Source organism: Massilia rubra (assembly GCF_011682065.1).
Lineage (GTDB): Bacteria > Pseudomonadota > Gammaproteobacteria > Burkholderiales > Burkholderiaceae_D > Telluria_A > Telluria_A rubra.
Window position 1 is genome coordinate 1 of sequence record NZ_VUYU01000036.1, and the last position, 18,472, is coordinate 18,472.

16 protein-coding genes and 1 pseudogene are annotated in these 18,472 nt (G+C 66.2%); 4 read left to right on the forward strand and 13 right to left on the reverse strand.

Annotated elements, in window-relative coordinates; genetic code table 11:
- Positions 1 to 129: 129 nt before the first annotated feature.
- Genes F0185_RS35060 through F0185_RS30755 form a run of 6 tightly spaced genes read right to left on the reverse strand, consistent with a single transcriptional unit; the run spans position 130 to position 7,065 of the window.
- On the reverse strand, positions 130 to 1,449 hold the full coding sequence (locus tag F0185_RS35060; RefSeq protein WP_167231909.1) for a DUF58 domain-containing protein: 1,320 nt from the start codon (positions 1,447 to 1,449) through the stop codon (positions 130 to 132).
- A complete protein-coding gene (locus F0185_RS30735; protein ID WP_166887814.1) occupies positions 1,442 to 2,434 on the reverse strand; it encodes an AAA family ATPase in 993 nt (330 codons plus the stop codon). The genes F0185_RS35060 and F0185_RS30735 overlap by 8 nt, the downstream gene beginning before the upstream one ends.
- On the reverse strand, positions 2,424 to 3,821 hold the full coding sequence (locus F0185_RS30740; RefSeq protein WP_167231912.1) for a DUF4350 domain-containing protein: 1,398 nt from the start codon (positions 3,819 to 3,821) through the stop codon (positions 2,424 to 2,426). The genes F0185_RS30735 and F0185_RS30740 overlap by 11 nt, the downstream gene beginning before the upstream one ends.
- Positions 3,818 to 5,440, reverse strand: a complete 1,623-nt coding sequence (locus F0185_RS30745; protein ID WP_167231915.1) for a hypothetical protein — start codon at positions 5,438 to 5,440, stop codon at positions 3,818 to 3,820. The genes F0185_RS30740 and F0185_RS30745 overlap by 4 nt, the downstream gene beginning before the upstream one ends.
- A gap of 9 nt (positions 5,441 to 5,449) precedes the next feature.
- Complete coding sequence (locus tag F0185_RS30750) at positions 5,450 to 6,397, reverse strand: stage II sporulation protein M (protein WP_167231918.1); 948 nt, start codon at positions 6,395 to 6,397, stop codon at positions 5,450 to 5,452.
- A complete protein-coding gene (locus tag F0185_RS30755; protein WP_167231920.1) occupies positions 6,394 to 7,065 on the reverse strand; it encodes an RDD family protein in 672 nt (223 codons plus the stop codon). The genes F0185_RS30750 and F0185_RS30755 overlap by 4 nt, the downstream gene beginning before the upstream one ends.
- A gap of 274 nt (positions 7,066 to 7,339) precedes the next feature.
- On the opposite strand from F0185_RS30755, the gene F0185_RS34515 reads away from it, so the two are divergent.
- Positions 7,340 to 8,017, forward strand: a complete 678-nt coding sequence (locus F0185_RS34515) for an energy transducer TonB (protein ID WP_229477277.1) — start codon at positions 7,340 to 7,342, stop codon at positions 8,015 to 8,017.
- Positions 8,018 to 8,833: an ATP-grasp domain-containing protein gene (locus F0185_RS30765; protein WP_167231923.1), complete on the forward strand. Its 816-nt coding sequence runs from the start codon at positions 8,018 to 8,020 to the stop codon at positions 8,831 to 8,833. It abuts the gene before it with no gap.
- 21 nt (positions 8,834 to 8,854) lie between these two features.
- Here F0185_RS30765 and F0185_RS30770 read toward each other — a convergent pair whose 3' ends face one another.
- A complete protein-coding gene (locus F0185_RS30770; RefSeq protein WP_167231926.1) occupies positions 8,855 to 9,598 on the reverse strand; it encodes a DUF4303 domain-containing protein in 744 nt (247 codons plus the stop codon).
- A 212-nt stretch (positions 9,599 to 9,810) separates the two neighbouring features.
- Here F0185_RS30770 and F0185_RS30775 point away from each other — a divergent pair, with 212 nt between their 5' ends.
- Positions 9,811 to 10,458: a DUF6348 family protein gene (locus tag F0185_RS30775; protein WP_167231929.1), complete on the forward strand. Its 648-nt coding sequence runs from the start codon at positions 9,811 to 9,813 to the stop codon at positions 10,456 to 10,458.
- Positions 10,459 to 10,460: 2 nt separating this feature from the next.
- Here F0185_RS30775 and F0185_RS30780 read toward each other — a convergent pair whose 3' ends face one another.
- The 6 genes and pseudogenes from F0185_RS30780 to F0185_RS30800 all read right to left on the reverse strand — a co-directional run bounded on the left by F0185_RS30780 (position 10,461) and on the right by F0185_RS30800 (position 17,420).
- Positions 10,461 to 10,853: a DUF5071 domain-containing protein gene (locus F0185_RS30780; protein WP_167231932.1), complete on the reverse strand. Its 393-nt coding sequence runs from the start codon at positions 10,851 to 10,853 to the stop codon at positions 10,461 to 10,463.
- Positions 10,854 to 10,917: 64 nt separating this feature from the next.
- Entirely contained in the window at positions 10,918 to 12,531 is a 1,614-nt protein-coding gene (locus F0185_RS30785) for an RICIN domain-containing protein (protein WP_167231935.1), read from the reverse strand.
- 165 nt (positions 12,532 to 12,696) lie between these two features.
- A complete protein-coding gene (locus tag F0185_RS35065; protein WP_229477278.1) occupies positions 12,697 to 13,728 on the reverse strand; it encodes a putative bifunctional diguanylate cyclase/phosphodiesterase in 1,032 nt (343 codons plus the stop codon).
- Positions 13,700 to 14,800, reverse strand: a pseudogene (locus tag F0185_RS35070) (diguanylate cyclase domain-containing protein); the annotation flags it as partial. The pseudogene F0185_RS35070 and the gene F0185_RS35065, both read right to left, overlap by 29 nt.
- Positions 14,801 to 14,820: 20 nt before the next feature.
- Complete coding sequence (locus F0185_RS30795; protein ID WP_167231938.1) at positions 14,821 to 15,396, reverse strand: YfiR family protein; 576 nt, start codon at positions 15,394 to 15,396, stop codon at positions 14,821 to 14,823.
- A complete protein-coding gene (locus F0185_RS30800; RefSeq protein WP_167231941.1) occupies positions 15,393 to 17,420 on the reverse strand; it encodes a TonB-dependent receptor plug domain-containing protein in 2,028 nt (675 codons plus the stop codon). Before F0185_RS30800 ends, F0185_RS30795 begins: the two co-directional genes overlap by 4 nt.
- Positions 17,421 to 17,856: 436 nt before the next feature.
- On the opposite strand from F0185_RS30800, the gene F0185_RS30805 reads away from it, so the two are divergent.
- Positions 17,857 to 18,141, forward strand: a complete 285-nt coding sequence (locus tag F0185_RS30805; RefSeq protein WP_167231944.1) for a hypothetical protein — start codon at positions 17,857 to 17,859, stop codon at positions 18,139 to 18,141.
- The last annotated feature ends 331 nt before the right edge of the window (positions 18,142 to 18,472 follow it).

Sequence of the window (18,472 nt, forward strand, 5' to 3'; positions counted from 1 at the left end):
CTTTGACAGCCTCGGCATGCCTCGGCTCACGTAACCTCAACTTCTTGAACCGCCCGGTGCGGACCCGCATGCCGGGTGGTGTGGGAGGGGACCGGTCAGGTACACTGGTCGCCCCTATCCCGATTGTCTTTACAACTGCCCGCTTTCCTTGATGTCCAGGTAGCGGTTCACCAGCGCGGTGCTGAGCTGGTCGGGGGTGATGTCGATCAGGCGTTCGGCGCGGATGCCGAGACGGCGGATGGCGTCGCGCCGCTGCTGCAGGTAGTGCACCGTGGCGCTGTAGCGCAGGGCGCTGGCGAAGGTGTCGACCTGTTTCGCGCGGGTGCCGTCCATGACCTTTTCGCGCAGGCTGGCGCAGATCACCAGGTGCTTGCTCGACATCAGCTCGCAGGCCGAGCGCAGCGCCGTGTCGTCTTCGTCGCGCAGGTTGGTGATGATGACGACAAAGGCGCGCTTGCTCAGGCGGTTGAGTAAATTGCTGGCCGCTTGCAGGTAGTCCGGCGCCATTTCGGCCGGCTGCACGTCGTACACCCCGGCCAGCAGGCGATCGAGCCCGTTGCGGCCCTTGCTTGGCGCCAGCCAGCGCGTCTCTTCGCCGCCGAAGGTCATCAGGCCGACCGCGTCGCCCTGTTTCTGGGCCAGGAAGCCGAGCGTGAGCACGGCGTTGAGCGCGTGGTCGAAGTGGGTGGTGACGTCGTCGCGCGCCAGCATGCGGCGCCCGGTGTCGAGCAAGAACACAACTTGCTGGTCGCGCTCTTCCTGGTATTCGCGGGTGATCGGTTTCTGGCGCCGCGCGGTCGCTTTCCAGTCGATCGAGCGCATGCTGTCGCCGTCGCGGTATTCGCGCAGCTGGCGGAAATCCGTGCCTTCGCCGCGCCGGCGCTTGCGGATCGCGCCGGCCGCCGGGGCGCGCCGGTCGGTCGCCGACAGGGTGTGGCCGAGCAGCTTGGAAAAATCCGGGAATACCTTGATGCTGCTCGACTCGCCGAGGCGGTGCATGCGCTGCCACAGGCGCAGCGGCGAGCGCACGCGCAGGTGGGCCGCCCCGAAACTGGCCGGGCCGCGCTGGTCGGCGCACAAGGTATAGGTGACGGCGGCGTATGCGCCGGGCGCGATCGCGCTGGCGTGGGGCAGGCCCTGCATGCCCCAGCTGGTGGGATAGTCGTCGTACAGGTCGAGCGCGAGCGCGCGCCCGCCGTCGTTATGCAGTTTGAGCGTGACCTTGTTCCAGGTCCCGACCGGCCACACGCCGGCCAGCTCGCGTTCGACCCGCAGCTGCGGCGTGCTGCGCGAGAGCCAGGCGTCGGCGCAGGCGGCCACCAGCGCGGCCAGCCCGGCGCCTTGCCACAGCGGCAGCAGCGCCGGCACGTGGCTGGCGGCCGCGCCCAGCAGCGCCCAGCCGCCGGCGACTAGCAGCAGGGTGCGCGACGGCGTCAGTGCGTCAGCCACGCGGAGCGGCGATTTCTTCGATCAGGCCAAGCAGCAGGTCGTCGCTGGAGAGGCCATCGAGTTCGCTTTCCGGGGATACCGCGATGCGGTGGCGCAGCACCGGCAGGGCGGCCGACTTGATGTCGTCCGGGGTGACGTAGTCGCGCCCGGAGGTCAAGGCCATGGCGCGCGCCATGCGCACCAGCGCGATGCACCCGCGCGGGCCGGCGCCGATGGCGATGCCGGGCCAGTCGCGCGTGGCGCGCACCAGCCGCACGGCGTAGGCGGAGACGGCGTCGTCGACGCGGATCTTGGCCACCAGTTGCTGCAGCACGACGATGGTTTCGGGCTTGACCAGGGTGGCCACCTGGTTTACATCGAGGCCGTCGCCGACGCGGTCGCGCGTGACCATGCGCAGCATCTGTTCTTCTTCCTCGACGCTCGGATAGTCGATCCGCACCTTGATCAGAAAGCGGTCCAGCTGCGCTTCCGGGAGCGGGTAGGTGCCTTCGTTTTCCAAGGGATTTTGCGTCGCCAGCACCATGAACGGCGGCGGCAGCTGGTGCGATTCGCCTTCGATCGTCACCTGGCGCTCCTGCATCACTTCGAGCAGCGAGGACTGGGTCTTGGCCGGGGCGCGGTTGATTTCATCGGCCAGCAGCAGGTGCGAGAACACGGGCCCCTTGCGCACGCTGAAGGACTGGCTCTTCATGTCGTAGACGGCATGGCCCATGACGTCGGCCGGCATCAGGTCGGGCGTGAACTGGATGCGCGAAAAGTCGCCCGAGAAGGTCTTGGCCAGCGCCTTGACCAGCAAGGTCTTGCCCAAACCCGGCACCCCTTCGATCAGCACGTGGCCGCCGGCCAGGCAGCAGGCCAGCACCTGGTCGACGACGGCCTGCTGGCCGATCACGGCGCTGCGGATTTCTTCGCGCATGCGCTGGACGATGCCGATCGCCTGGGCGAGGCGGTCGGCCGGAATGGCGGTGGCGGTGCTATCGTTCATAGTGATTTCTCAGTGTTTGTAGGGTGCGGATCTGGCGTGTGAATCGGGTGACGTGGCTGGCCGCATCCTGCTGCAGGGCCTCGCTGACGTCGGCTTCGGGAAGGGCGCAGGTGCGCGCCAGGGTGGCCCACAGTTCGCCCTCGGGCATGCGGAACAGGGCCGGGACGCGGCGCCGGATCAGCGCCAGCGTGTCGTCGCGCGCCGCGTCGAGCAGCACCTGGCGCCCGCCGTCGGCTTTCCACAGCCAGGCGCCGGAAGCGTCGATATGTTCGAGCAGCGAGCGGCGCTCGGCCTTGGGCGCCGGCAGGAGCGGGCCGAAACGGCGCAGCGCGCTCCACAGCAGCAAGGCCAGGCAGACCGCCAGGCTGATCAAGACCAGCTTGTAGTGGCGCCACAGCGCCTTGTACCACGGCAGCACGTTGAGGCGCTTGACGATGGTGACGTGCTTGCCCGGCGTGAGTTCGGTCAGCGCCAGCAGCAGCTGGGCGTGGTCGCGCTGCGGCAGGTTGCGGTTGGTGAAGTAGCCGTCCGCGACCAGTACGATGCGGCCTTTGCCTTCGGCGTACACGCGCACCGCGCCGCCATCGTCGTCGCTCCACAGCGGGGCGACGGCGCCTTGCAGGCTGACCATTTCGGTGGTGCCGGCGTCGAGTTCGAGCGCGTAGCTCCTGCCGGGCAGGGTCAGGTGGCTCAGCGCCTGTTCGCGCGCCCGCCTGGCGGCGGCGATCGCTTCCGGCTTTTTCTTGTCCTTCTCGTCCGGTTCGGTGCGGCACTTGCAGGCCAGCGCATCGGGGCGCGCGCGCACCCCGAGGTGGTCGGTGAGCGGGTCCTTCTCGTCGTCGTCCTGGTCGATGGGGCTTTTTTCTTCGGCGGTGTCGTCCGCCGTCGCCGGCGCTTCGTCGGTGGTGCTGGCGTCTTCGCCGGCGGCCGCTGGCGACGCCTCTTCCTCCGGCGCTTCTTCCGCTTCTTCTTCCGGCTCTTCTTCCACTTCCTCGTCGTCGCTGGCGCCCGTCTCGACGACCTGCGCTTTTTCGGCGGGCGAGATCCAGCGCGGTTCGGCGATCAGCGTATTGCCGCGCCTTACCCACTCGAGCAATTCGCGCGCCTGGTCGGGCGTGGCGGTGCCGGAAGCGCCGCTGACGATCATGGTGCCGGCCCCGGTCTGGGGCACCACCAGTTCGCCCAGCGAGCCGGCGCCATCGACGCTGCGGCCGTTCTGGCGCAACAGGCGGGTGGCGGCCAGCATCGGATCGGCCGAGGCCAGGCTCGACTCGCGCTGCACCGAGGTCCAGCGCAGTTCCATCTGGTTGTGCCACCACCAATAGCCGAGGGCGCCGAGGATCAGCAGGGCGAACGCGATCAGGATACCTTTTGTGCTGTCGTTCATGGCGTTACCTCGCGCCTTGCGCCGAATTGGGTGTCCCAGGCGGCGCAGCAGGCCAGCAGGGCGTCGTCGTTCGGCCAGCGGGCGGCGTAGGCGCCGTTAAGCCAGAGCGTGGTGGCGCTGTCGGCCACGTCGAGCCGGCCGCGCGTCAGTTGACCGCGCTCCCCGGCCTGGCGCGCCAGGCGCAGGCAGTCGCCTTCGGTATTGCCCTGGCGCAGGGCCAGCGCATCTTCCGTCACCAGGCGCGACAGGGTGGCGCGGTACAGCAAGGCCAGCGCGGCGCGCTGTTCGCCCCTGGCCCAGAAGGCGCGCACCTCGGTCGTCACGTCCGGCGGCAGCGATTCGGCGCGGATATTCAGGCCGCCGATTTCGGTTGCCACGCGCACCTTGGCGCCACGCTCGAAGGCGGGCAGGTGGTGACGGTAGCGGTACAGCAGCCAGCCCACCAGGCCGATGGCGAACGCGATGACGAGCACCTTGAAGATGTCGGCGGCGAAGTTCATATTGGTCGAAGGAAAATCGAAGTCGCGCTCCTTGTCCTTCTTCTTTTCCTCGTCCGGCTTGCTCTTTTCCTTCAGGTGCCAGGTTTCGATGCAATCATAGCCGCGCAGCTCGTCGGTGCCGTACAACTGGTCGATCTGCTTGCGCACGCCGGCTTGTTCGGGCGCGAGCAGCGGGCCGCGTTCGGGCTGGCGCGGGCCGTCCTCGGGCGGTTTGCACTTGGCCGGGGCGGCCGGCGCGCTGACAGCGGCCGGGGCGGCGAGGGCCGGCAGCGGCAGGCTGGCGCCCGACAGCAGCACGCCAGCGCCGGCCAAGGCCAGCAGCGCCGACAGCAGCGGTGCGGCGCGGGTGCGCGCGGCCGGCGGCTTCATCTGGCGCAGCTTGATTTCGATATCCCACGCTTCCATGCTGGCGCGCCGGTTCAGGTAAAGGGTGAAGCAGCACGCGGTATAGACCGGCGCCATGATGGCGGTGGCCACGCCGAAGGCGCCCAGGGTCATCAACGCCACCTCCAGGGTTTGCGGGACGGCGCCGCCGGCGTTGACGTACATGACGAAGGGATTGGTGGTTTTGCCGTCGCTGATAAAAATGCCGATGAAGCCGAGCACGCCGAGTTGCAGCACCACTTCGAGGTGGGAGCAGACGATGCCGAACCAGGCGGCGGCGGAGGCGGTGCCGTTGTTGCCGAGCGTGCTGCGGCGCAGGTTGGCGACGCGCCCGCGCGCGCCTTCGAGCATCCAGACCGGATGCGACAGGCCGCGCCCGGCGCTGAACGGACGGCCCCAGGTCAGCAGGCGCAAGGCGCCGCCGCCGATCTGGCGCGGCCAGGCGCGCACCGCTTCCTGCCAGGTGACGGTGGTGCCGAACACCTGGCGCGAGAGCACGTACAGGGGCGCGCGTTCGAGCAGCGGCTTGAACCACCACGCCAGCAAGACCCAGGCCCAGCCCAGATCGGGCATCCAGACGGTGAGCGCGGCGCACAGCGCCAGCAGCGGCAGCCACAGGGCGAGGAAGGCCATGTAGGCGGCGCTGGCGTGCGAATGCAGCAGGGAAAAGCCCAGGTCGAGCGCCTGGGCATTGGTGCGCGGGCGCAGTTCGATCTGCAGTTTATCGATTTGCATGGCGGCCTCTTATTGCTTGCCGCGGCCGGCGAACAGGAAAAATCCGATCACCAGCACCCAGCAGGTGCCGCCGACGGCGTATTTGACATTGATCGGTATCACAGCCGAGGCGGACCAGAAGGCTTCGATGAAGGCGGCCAGGAAGGTCATCAGGCTACCGCCGACGATGACCGGGAACATGTACTGGCTGGTCTCGTGCAGGGCGTGGGCGCGCGTGCGCCGGCCCGGATGGATCAGCGCCAGCCCGAGGCGGATGCCGGACATGCCGCACAACAGCAGCCCGGTGACTTCGACACTGGCGTGGGTGATCACGAACGACCAGAACTGGTGCGCGGTGGCCGGGTCGCGGCTCAGCCAGGCGGCGATCACGCCCAGGTGCATGCCGTTGAAAGCGACGCTGACGAGGGCCGGAATGCCACCGAAGATGCCGCCGGCGAAGGTGCGAAAGCCGATCGAGACGTTGTTCCAGATGTAGTGGCCGAACATCATCACGTCGCCTTCGCTGCCGCCGCGCCCGACGCTGGCCTTGCCCGGCTGGTACATGTCGCGATATCCGTTGAGCTCGCTGGCGGAGGCGAAGCTGTAGGCCCACTGCGGCTTGAACCAGATCAGCAGGCCGACCCCGAGCGCGACCCCGAAAAACGCCACGCAGGTCAGCAGCAGCAAGCGCCATTCGGCGCGCACGCGGCAGGGAAAATCGACCAGCATCCAGCGCACCAGCGTATTCGGGCGCTCGATCGCGGTGCCGTACAGGCGCCGGTGGCAGGCGCCGACCAGTTTTTGCAGATAATCGGTGAGGGCCGGCGAATAGCCGCGCTGGCTCGACAGCGCCAGGCACTGGCACAGGCGGCGATACAGGGCCGGCAGGGCGCGCTGGTCGGTGCCGGCGCCCTCGAGCAGGGCGCTGATCTCGGTCCAGAGGGCGGCGTTGTCGGCTTCGAACTGTTGCTGTTTCATTTGTTAAAGCCTGCCACGTAGCCGCGCATGCGTTCGACGGAATCGGCGCCCTGGGCGCCGGTCAGCGGTTCGGCGATGGTGCCCAGCTCGGCCATGCGGTCGAGCGGCAGCCGGTTTTCGCGTTCGAACAGGTCGATCAGGGTGCGCTGCTGGTCCGGGCTGAGCGGGAAAGGCAGCGGCAGCGGGTCGGTCGAGGGCGGGGTCGGGCGCGGCATGGGTTTTTCGAAATAGATGACCTGGGTGCCGGCCACGATGTCGCCCAGGCGGCGAAAACGCACATCGAACAGCATGCACACCAGGCCGCTGGCGTACAGGAACGGCAGGAAGTCGGCCACCAGCAGCAGGTTGCGCAGGGTCGATTCGCGCCAGCCGACCGGCAAGCCGTCGCTGCGCACCACTTCCAGGCCGAGCGCGCGCTTGCCCAGCGTGCGGCCATTGAAATACACTTCGCTGATGATCGGGTAACCCCAGTAGGAAACGAACAGGATGACCAGGAACAGGCCGCTGCCGAGTTTGCCGCTGGGCATGATCAGCTGGGCCAGTCCGCAGAACAGCAGCCAGACCAGCACATCGATCAGCCAGGCGGCCGAACGCAGGAACGGGCCGGCGGGCGTCAGTTGCAGGCTCACGCCTTCGGGCGTGGTCAGGGACAGGCGGCCGTCTAGCAAGCGGGTGCCTCTTTGCGCTGCCTGGATGCGACTGGTGTGATGACCGCCATGCTTATACCGTGTTAAATTTACTGTAGGATGTATTTATTGTAACCAAGAAACGATGTAACGATGGCAAAAATGTGAGAATTACAGCGCATTTGTTGGGAATGGACCACTTTTGCGGCCATGTTGCCAGCTTGGGTGTTGCATCGATGCAAGGCATGCCGGGTGCGCGACGCTGCGAGTATACTGCGCCGGCGCGGGTCCCGTCACAGATTACCGGGTGGATTTTTTGAACAGAAAATTGATCATTGGCGTGTGCATCGCCGCCGCCGCCGCCTCGGTGGCGCAGGTGCCGGACAAGCATGCGGCGCCGGCGTCCGGTGCGCCGGCTTTTCCGCGTCACTTGCTGGCCGATGCGGGCAGTTGCCCGCTGCCGGCGTGGCCGCGCGAAGCGCTGCTGTACGACCTGCAGGGCAGCACCACGGTGTCGTTCGCGATCGGGCCCGACGGCGCGGTGGAGCAGGCGCGCCTGCTGCGCGGCAGCGGCTGGAGCATGCTCGACGAGGCGGCCCTGCGCGCCATCGCCGCCTGCCGTTTCAAGGCCGGGCTCGATGCGGCAGAGCGCGCCGGGCCGTATCCGATGCAGTTCGCCTGGAAGCTCGACGGCGAGGCCGGCGTGGCGCCGCTGCTGCGCGCCGGCAGTTGCCGGGAATCGGCGCGGTTTGCGCGCTTTGTCCCAGGGGCGACGGGGTCCGCTACGGCGCCGGGCGGCGCTGGCGGCGTGCTGGTGCGCTTCATGGTGGGCGAGGGCGGCGTGCCCACGCGCGTAGCCGCCGAAACGAACGGGCAGGCGCCGGCGCTGGTGGCCGAGGCGCTCGACTTCATCCGCTCATGCCGCTTCGATGACGACGCCGCCAGTCCGGGCGAGCGCAGCGCCAGCCTGAGCGGACGCGTGCTGGGGCATTAGTTGGACATCGCGCGCCTTGAAAACAAACTGATTGTCGTCAGCGAGCCGGTCGGCGTGGCCGCCTACGACTTCGACCTTGGCCTGCATGTCGCCTGCACCCATCCGTACCGGATCGAGGGGGAAGAAACGTGCGTGCTGCGCATTGGCCCGATTGCCGATTACGCCGCCGAGTTCGAGGACAAGCTGGGCATGGGGCTAAGGCTGGTCAATTCCCCCCAGGAGCATGTGCGCGCGAGCGAGCTGGAAGCGTGGTACCCGCTGCTCGGCGCGCTCACGCCGCGCACCGAGGTGTTCGACAGCCTGCCATCGGCCGACACGATCGAGGCCTCGTTCGCGTGGCCGGTGTTCATGAAAGGCTCGCGCCAGACCAGCAAGCATAACCCCGACCTGTCGGTGATCCGCAGCCGCGCGCATTACGAACTCGCCGCGCAGCTGTACCGGGACGATCCGATCCTGCACTGGCAAAAGCCGGTGATCCGCGAATTCGTGGCGCTCGAACCGGTGCGCGGGCAGGTGGCCGGCAAGGTCCAGCCATCGGTCGAATACCGCTCGTTCTGGTGGCACGGGCACTGCGTGGGATGGGGGCGCTACTGGAACCAGGTGGCGCCGTACGCCTGCGCCGACGAGCATGCCGGACGGGCCCTGGCCGCGCAAGCCGCCGCGCTGATGGCGGTGCCGTTCCTGGTGGTCGATGTGGCCAAAACGGCCGACGGGCGCTGGATCGTCATCGAATGCAACGACGCCCAGGAGTCCGGCTACGCGGGGATCGCGCCCCAATTGCTGTGGCGCGAGCTGCTGGCGCGCATCGACGCTTGAGCTCGCGCTTACCGCTCTCGCTTACTTCTTGCACCAGGCCTTGTAGCGCTGCACAACCGTCGCGGTATTGAGCTCGTCGATGACATCGTCGTCGCCATCGCCGTCGGTGACCTGGAACTGCACCATCACCGCGTCGCGTTCGGCGGGGCTGCCGAACAGGCCTTCCTCGGCCAGCATCCGCAGCGCTTGCGCGCAGGCGCCGAACACCCAGTGGCGCAGCGCGTCGATGTCGACTTCGTTCGGAATATCGCGGTGATACGGCAGGATCATGCGGTAGGCCACGTCCAGGTAGGCGCCTTCTTCGAAGAACGACCATTCGCCCGGATTGAAACGGATATAGTCGGCGCCGCCGTCGTCGGCCAGCGCCTGTTCGCTGTTGGCCATGGGGACGATGGTCATGGCGCTCTCGTCGCTCATCAGGGCGAAGCCGTTCATGGTGTGATCCGGATGGGCCGCGCGCATGGCGTTGAAGGCGTTGCGCGCGCCGTCGCGGATTTCGGCGGCCAGCAGGGCGGCGTCCAGCCGGTTCAGGTCGATCTCAAGCTGGCGCGTGGGGGTGAATCCGGCCGCCACGGCCTCGGCGCACAGGGCGTCGTAGCGCTCTTGCGCGGCGGCCGGGCTGGCCAGTTCGTCGAGGGCGTCAGTGCCCCAGGTTTCGGCCATGCCGGTGGCGTGCCAGACGGCCTTGCCGAGCAGGCGGACTTCGAAGAACTGGCGCGGTTTGGCGCCGATGTGTTTGTGGAAAAGTGACCAGTTTGTCGTCATTGTTGCGTGTGTGCTTTATGGTAGGGAAATGTGGGGCGGCGCGGCCAGTTTCGGAAAGAAGTATGCAGGTCGCGCCGGCTTCTGTCACGCCCAATCTGGGATGCCCGCATGCTCACGGGCCATGCCGATGACAGCGCGCCGGCCCGGCTGTTGCATTTATCTTAACGTGGGCTATGATGGCGCTTCTTCATCCAACGAGTGAAAGCGGCGCCATGTCCATCGCGGTCGACAGCAGGTATTTGCAGGTTTTGTTCGAGGAACATGGGATCGCCAGCGTGGTCGTCAACGGCTGGGTGCTGCCGGAAGGCCGGCGGCCGGCCATCCGCGCGGACTGGTACCAGAACGGGAACGGGCTGACGGGTGTGTTCAGCGTTCTCATCCTGATGCCCGACGGGCTGAGAATCGAGGAGGCTTGCGCCGGCCTGGGCGCTGGCGAGGAGGGCATCAAGGATGGCTTCGCCAAGTTCATGAACAATTCCTTTCACGTCCTGCTGGCCGCGCTATGGCAGCGCGATGCCTCCGAACGGGTGGTGACCAAAACCGTGACCACGCGCAGCGGCCGCTACACCGGCTACTTCGGCCCCACCTGCGGCTACGGAACGCCGCATTTTCCGGCGGACCTGTCGGAGCGGATCGAGCGCTGCCTCGAAGAGGCCAGCCTGACCGACGAGCTGCACTGGATGCGCTTCTTCGTTTCCAACTACCAGAAGGCATTCACGTTCGAGGCGCTGAACAACGGCGAGCCCTGGGAGCACGGATTGCGCGCCCTGCAAGCGTGCCCGTGGACGCCGGACGAGCGCTATTACGTTGTGCGGGTGTTCCTGATGCTGCGCCGCGCCGACGAACCGGCACTAGCCTAGCGCTAGCCTAGCGCTTCCAGCGCGGCCTGGTCGACCTCTTCGGCGCGGTCCGACGCGCTCGGGTGCGCGGCGAGGCGGCGCAGGTTGGCGGCCAGCGCATCGCGCAGGGCCGGCGAGCGCATCACCACTTGCAAGATGACGTTGGTTTTCCAGATGCCGTCATCGCCATCGAGCACCTGCCTGACGGCGGGCGCGAGCGGCGCACCGATGCTGGCCAGGAACGACGCGAGTGGCGTCGCCACCGGCCAGTTCATATCCTGCACCCATTCCAGCAAAGCGGGCAGCAGCGGGAGCACGGCGGGCCACCCGGCTGCGATGGCCGCTTGCACAGCGTCCAGATCGTGCTTATGTGCGGGAATCAAGGCTACGGGAATCAAGGGCGATGGCGCAGGCATGGGGTTTGGCGTGGACGCCGTTGCCGGCAACAGCGGCAACGGTATCACGAGCGCGCGCTGAAGGTCAACGCGCGCCGGCGCCGCTGGTGAGGGCGGCCGGCAGGTTGTCCACGTTGTCGAGCTTGTACGGGAACAGGGGGGTGTCGCCGAATACCTTGGCGCCGGTATCCTTGTCGGGATCGGTTTCCGACTTGCCGGTGTAGCGGTTGGAGGCGATGTTGGCGTCGATGAAGGCGTCGCTATTGTTCCAGTGCGGCTTGGCGGTGTTGGCGAAGAAATTGCCTTCGACTTTCACCTGGGCTCCGCCGCCGGCGCCGATGGCGAAGTAGGGCACGTCCAGCCAGTAGTTGTTGAACAGGTGGGTGCGCGAGGCGGCCCCGTCGAGCTTCGGATTGCGGCCCGAGGTCTTGTTCCAGAAGTTGTGGTGCATGCTCACCTGCGAGTTGCTGAAGGCGTTGGTGTAGTGGTGCTGGTTGCCGCAGACGGCCGGGTTGACGCCGTCGAACCGGTTCCAGCTCAGGGTCACGTTCTTGCTGTCCTGGATGTCGATGTGGCCGTCGCTGATCAGGTTAAAGCGCACATGGTCGACCCACACGTGGCTCGACTTGCTGATGGTGATGCCGTCGCCCGCTTCGACCAGGCCCGGATTGATGTTTTCGATGGCCAGGTTGCGGATGATGACATTCTTCGCGCCGGAAAGGTTGAGCGTGGCGCCGACGATGCGCGCGTCCTTGTTCAGGCCGACCAGGGTCTTGTTGGAGCCGACCCGGATATTGATTTCATCGCGCGGACGCATGAAGCGCGTTTCGCTGGTCGAGCCGAGTTCCTTGCAGGTCTGCTCGCCGACCGGAAGGCGGTAGGTGCTCTTGCCGGGGTCCTGGTAGGTCGGGCAGGCTACCGCGCAGGTGCTTTCGGAACGCACGGCGGTGCGGCAATCGATGGTCGTGCCGGCGGGAATCTGGATCACGGCGGCGGCGCTCGATTGCAGGGCGCTCTTCAACGCGCTGCAGGAGCTCACGCTGACCGGCGCGGTGTTGCCGCCGCCGGTGGTGCCGCTCAAGCCGTCAGGGCCGGCCTGGGCCGCGAAGCCGTCGGCCGCCGGGCCGCCGCAGGAACCGTTGGTGGGGTTGAAGTACCAGCGTTGCAGGCCGCCGCCGGTGTCGCTGGCCTGGTAGGCGCGCGAGCCGCTGTTGTTGTCGGCCACGGTGAGCGACTTGCTGGAGTGGCGGGCGACGACGTTGTAGCCGCCGCCGGTCGATTTTTTGAGCAGCCATTGCTGGTTCTGGGCGCCGGTGGCGTTCCACTGGATGATTTTCGCGCCGTCGCCGGCCGCCAGGTTCAGCACGTCGAGCAGCAGGCCGCTGTGCCTGGCCTGCATGGTCCAGTAACCGTTGCCGGCGTCGCGCAGGGTGAACTGCTGGTTGGCGCTGGCGGTGTAGCCCCACTGCTGGACTTCGGCCGCGCCCTGGGTCGAGCCGGCCACGACGTCGAGCGCTTTGCCGGAGGCGGCGTTGACGATGCTGTACATGCCGCCGTTGACCACGGCGGCGTTGCAATTGGCGGCGCTGGCCGGGTTGGCCAGCAGGTACAGGGGCATGGCCAGCAAGGCGGCCAAGGTGGTCAGGCGGCGTGCGGGAAGCAGGCGCGAGGGCGCGTCTGAAACAGGAAAATTGCTCATCTGGGTGGAACTCCGGGGAAGATTGTCAATCTGGCTACGTGGTGGACTCGCTTGTGTTGGCGAAATGAAAAGAAAACGATGCTATCAGCAAAGTTATGCATATAAATATAGGCATTTTCTCGTCATGCATGCCAATTTCGTATGCCTTGTCTTGACTGCGCCACCTCACGCGCCGCATGGCAGCGCCGCTTCGGCCGCCTCATGCTTGCCGCGCCGGAGCAATTCCCTGATCTGGGCCGCCGCCAGCGGCTTGCCGTAGTAATAGCCCTGCGCCTTGTCGCAGCCGTTGGCGCGTAAAAACTGCCCTTGCTCCGGCGTTTCGATCCCTTCGGCCACGGTTTCCATCTTCAGGCTCCTGGCGAGGGCGATGATGGCGCGGGTGATGGCCGCGTCTTCGGTGCTGTGCGGCAGGTCCTGCACGAAGCTGCGGTCGATCTTCAGGGCGCTGACCGGGAAGGTCTTGAGGTAGCTCATCGACGAGTAGCCGGTGCCGAAATCGTCGATCGCCAGCGCGATGCCGGCGCGCTTGAGCGTGTGCAGCTTGTCGATCATGCCGGCCGAGGCGTCCATCAGCATGCTTTCGGTCAGTTCCAGTTCCAGCCAGCGGGCGTCGATGCCGCTGTCGTCGACGCTGGCCAGCACCGAGGCGACCAGGCCGTCTTCGCTCAACTGGCGCCCGGACAGATTGATCGACATGCGGATCGCGTGGCCCTCGTCATGCCAGGCGCGCAGTTCGCGGCAGGCTTCGCGCAGCACCCATTCGCCGATCGCCACGATCATGCCGGATTCTTCGGCCACGGGAATGAAGTCGGCCGGGCTGATCAGGCCAAGGTCCGGATGAATCCAGCGGATCAGCGCTTCGGCGCCGCAGATGGCGCCGCTGCGCAGGTCGATCTGCGGCTGGTAGTGCAAGACGAATTCCTTGCGTTCGAGCGCGCGCCGCAGGTTGTTGTCTAGCGTGAAGCGCTTGCGCGCGTCTTCCTGCATGCTGTGGGTGAATAGCCGGTAGGCGTTCTTGCCGCTGTTTTTGGCGTAGTACATGGCGCTGTCGGCGTATTTGAGCAACTCGTGCATGCCGGCGGCGTGGTCGGGATAGACGCTGATGCCGATGCTTGGCGCTGATGTGGATTTCGTGGCCCGAGATGGCGATTGGCTGGGCAATCTTGAGCAGGCATTTTTCGGCCACCACGGCGGCATCGTCGATGTGGTGCACGTTTTCGAGGATGATGGCGAACTCGTCGCCGCCAATGCGGGCGATGGCGTCGCCGGGGCGCAAGGTGTCGGTGAGGCTGCGCGAGACCAGGCGCAGCAGGTCGTCGCCGATATCGTGCCCGAGCGTGTCGTTGACGGCCTTGAAGTTGTCGAGGTCGATGAACATCACCACCGCGCGTTCCTGGCGCTGCCCGGCGCGCGCGATGACCTCTTCGAGCCGCTCGTTAAAGAAGTGGCGGTTGTGCAGCTGGGTCACGTTGTCGAAGTGGGCCAGGCGGTCGAGCTTGACCTCGACCCGCTTGCGCTCGCTGATTTCGGCCTCCAGTTCGCTTTCGCGCTTCTGGATGCGGTCGAGCATGGTGTTGAAGGTCGTCGACAGCGTGCCGATATCGGCCAGCGAACTGACTTCGGCGCGGATCGCGTAGTCGCCCAGGCGCGAAATCTGCGCGCTGGTGTCCGACAGCGCGCGCAGGGGATCGGTAATGAAGCGCTGCAGGCGCGAGAGCACCAGGTGGGCGATGGCGAGCACGGCGAGCATGACCGGAATGGTGAGCGCCAGGTACAGCCCAAGCTGGTGGTAGACGCTGGCGAGCGAGCTTTGCACGATGAGCGTGCCGACCCGCTGGCGCTTGACGGTCAAGGGCGCGAGCACGGTGACGTGGCGGTAGGAGAGCGTGTAGCCGCCAGCGCTCGCTGGCGGCGGCGCGAGCGGCGTTAGCTGTGCCGCGCCGGGGTCGCGCAGGTAGCTGGCGAAGCGGCTGTTGGTGTTGTCGTACACCACGGCCGACTGCACATCGGACACCACGCGCAGGGCCGCCAGGATTTCCCTGGCGGCGAGGCGGTCGCCGAAGAGCATGGCGGCCGACATGTTTTCGCTGCCCATGGCCGCTTGCGCCTGGGTCTGGCGCACCAGGGCCGAGGTGAAGAAGTAACTCTGGATTCCGAGCAGGAACAGGGTCGAGAGCAGGATCACGGTCCCGCTGGTGACCAGGTTGGCCCATTTGAGCTTGGTGCTCAGGGTTTGATTCCTGCGGTTGCGCTGCCATGGGCGTTTCATGATGGGTCCGTTTCGTGGGTTCAGTGCACCGCGCGCGCGAGGCGCATCACTTTGGAGCTGAGCGTGATCTTGGCGGCGCGCGCCGCCTCGGCGTTAAATTCGAAGGCGATGCGCTTGTCCTCGACGTTCAGTTCGACCATGATCCCCTGGCGCGCCGCGCCCTTCGCATCGGACACGGTCAGCACGCCTTCCTGGGGCGCCGCCTGCGCCAGCTGGGCCACGCTGTCGCTCTCGGACGCGCTGACGAAGACGATCTGGCACTGCCTGAGCGCGTCGCCGCCCGAACGGGGATAGGCGATCGTCATTTTCGCTTCGCTCAGGGCTTTGCCCTCCAGGCTGGCGAGCAGCTTGCCGAAGGGGTCGCGCCCGAGCACGCACAGCCTGACCAGGGGCGCGTCCGGATTCGGAAACGTGCTGAACAGGGCGATGTTGTAGATGAACGCCGCTTTCGCCGCGAATTCGGCGGCGGCCTGGGCTTGCGCCTGGGCGGGGGCGGGCAGCAGCAGGGCCAGCGCGAGGGCCCAGAAGCGCCGCCGGCGCGTGGCGCCGGCGCGCAAGGCGGCAGGGAAGGAAGCGGAGCGAAGGTGCATCATCATCGGAAGGTGTAGCTCGCCTGGATGCGCCAGTTGCGCCCATCCTGGCCGATGGCGTTCAGGTAGCGGGCCGGCGTGCCGCTGTCGTAATGCTCTTCGCTGGCGGAATCGGCGTAGTGCTTGCCGAGCAGGTTGTAGACGCTGGCGGACAGTTCGACGTGTTTTCCCATTGCGTAGCTGAGCACGGTCAGGTTGAGCAGGCCGAAGCCGCCCACCTGGCCGCCGGACGTGGTGCGGCGGCGGCTGGTGAACTGGCATTCGAGCGCGGCGCGCAGGGTATCGCGCCAGAACGGTTTGGCGTAGTTCAGCTTGAACAACTGGCGCGGCGAGTTGCTCAGCCATTCGCCGCTCACGCCGTTCCGCGCGTATTGCAGGCTGACGCTGGTCTTGAGCGCACTGCCGTCATCGCGCAGCCATTCGGCTTCGAACTCGGCGCCTTTGGAGCGCGCCGAATCGATGTTCGAATGCACCAGCCGGCTGTCGAGCGGGTCGGTGGTGAGGGCGATCAGGTCGATGAAGCGGTACTGGAACAGCGAGGCGCTGGCCCTGAAGTTTTCGGACGGAAAATACTCGCCGATCAGTTCGTAGGTCCGGATGCGCTCGGGCTTGAGTTGCGGATTGAGTTTGTAGCCCGTGCTGGTCGCGTAGTAGCGCTCGTAGGCGTTGGGCGAGCGGTAGGCGGTGCCGTACAGGGCCTTGAGGGTGCTGTGCGCGGCCGCTTTATAGATCAGCGCCACGCGCGGGTTGCTGGCATCGCCGCCTTCGTCGTCGCGGTCGTGGCGCAGGCCGGCGTTGAGGATGATGCGCTCGCCCAGGCGGAACTCGTCCTGCAGGTAGACGGCGGCGCGTCGCTTGGGGTGGTCGCTGGCCAGGCAGGAGGCGTACGGGGCCAGGTCGTCATTGCGCATCATGCGCGTGGCGTCGCTTGCATATTCGGCCCCGGCAATGATCTTGTGATCGCGAAACGCCGTGCTCAGCAGGCGCAATTCGGTGGACATGGTGCGGCTTTCGGCGGCGTCGATATTCACCGTTGCGCTGTCGGGCACGTAGATGTAGGTACCCTGGTAGCGGTAGCTGCGCAGGCTGAGGCCGGCGTGCAGTTCCAGGGTCGGGCCGAGGGGCGCCTGGTAGGCGGCGCTGGCGGACGCGTAGGCGTCGCTGGTCTGGCTGCGCGGATCGTTGAACTGTTGGCCGTAGGATGCGGTCGGGATGCCCTTGGTGCGCCGTCCGGCATAAGCGCTGGCCGAGAAGCCGCCCCAGCTCAGCTTGGTAAAGACGCGCTGGTAGCGGTCGTGGTCGAGATGGCGCGCCACGCCGAAGTTATGAAAGGCATCGTCGTATTCGGGGAAATACTGGTCGCCGCCCTTGCGCTCGAGCCAGGCTGCGCCCAGCAGCAGGTCGAGCCCGTTGGCGTAGCCGAAGCCGGTGGCGATGCGCGCCTTGCGCGTGCCGACGCTGGCGGCGCCGGCGGCCAGGGTGGTGCCCTGGTGCGCCGCACCGGTCTTGGTGATCACGTTGACGACGCCGAAAAAGGCGCTGCTGCCGTACATGGCCGAACCCGGTCCGGGGACGAATTCGACCCGTTCGACCAGGCTGACATCGATCGGGAATTCGGTGCCGAGCGCGCCCTGGTCGTACACCATGTCGTTGAGGCGGCGGCCGTCGACCAGGATCAGCAGGCGGGTGTTGAAGTCGCCCGGGCGCCCGGAGCCGCGCGTGCCGACGTAGCTGTAGTTGCGGTCGTCCGTCACGTAGACCCCGCGCACGCTGCGCAGGATGTCGGCCAGGGTGCGGTAGCCGAAGCGGCGGATGTCGTCGGCGGTGATCACCGACACCGAGGAGGGCGCTTCGCTGATCTTCTGGGCGAACTTGGAGGCGGTGATGATTTCCAGATTGAGCAATTGTTCGAGGGGCAGGGCGTTCAGGTCTTGCTGGTGGTCGGGGCCGGCCACGACGGGCTGGGCCATGCTGGCCAGCGCGGCGGCGAGCGCGACGGCGCGCAGCGGATGGTTCGGTGTCGGAGTCATGTCCAGGTCCTGCGCGGTGGCCGCCAAGCGATGCCGGGGCGGAAGGCCCGCGGGTTAGGCGGGAATGTTTCCAGTGGTTAACTTAGTGGCCCAGTGTAAGATTGTCCGACACGCGGCTTGTTGATTCAGGTTAAGCAAGGACGAGCGGGGTGGGATTGCTGCAACAGGGCTGGCGGGCTGGCAAATTGTCGGTTTGGTATCGTTATCGGGTACGCGCCGTCGTGCCGGAAGCGTCTTTGCGGTCGATGGGCTCCCGGGACGTTAAGGGGAGGCTATTTGCTTGATAATCAACAATGAGGTCATCGCTGTTCCAGCCTGTCGCGCGTGTCGTGAGCGCCGGAAATCGATGACATATAGAAGCAGCGAATTGGCTGGCACTTTATCTCCCTGCGCCGCAGTGCGTGCCGCGTCGGGAGAAGACAACTTGGGGAATGTAATGAACGGCTTAATCTACGGTGCATGCCTGCTGATATTGATGTGTTTCGGCATGCTGTATGCCCTTTTCAAGGGCCGCAAGAGCTGGTGGAGCAGGATAAAGTCGGTCGGGGTCGTGGTGCTGATCAATTTCGCGGTCATCGGGGTCGTCATCCTGTTGGATGAGTTCATGCCCGAGTCGATCAAGGACCTCCTGAACACACCGATTCCCTGGTTGATGGGGGCGATTCCGGGTTGGTATTACGCGTATCAGGTGGGCCGGAGCGAGGTCGCCGCGCCAAGGTGAGTGGGACTACATCGAGTGTCTTGGAAGTGAGCAAGCACATGCGCGGGATGTATTCCGAATAGGACTGCGGGAGAATACTGAAGATGCCATGGAGCAAGGCGGAGAGCTCCCTTGGCCCAAGCTGAAAAACAAGCACATTGCTTAGACATGGTCGAGATCATAGGGCCTCAGGTTGCTTGTGCGGAAGAAACTGTCTCCGACATGGTCTTCCTTCATAGCTCTTTGTCCGAGTTAAGTGACCCTTTGATTGGTCAGCGAAGCATGCTTACGAAGCGTGACTGGTTGCCGCTTCGTGGCGACAATTTCATACGAAGGCTACTTTTTGAACGCT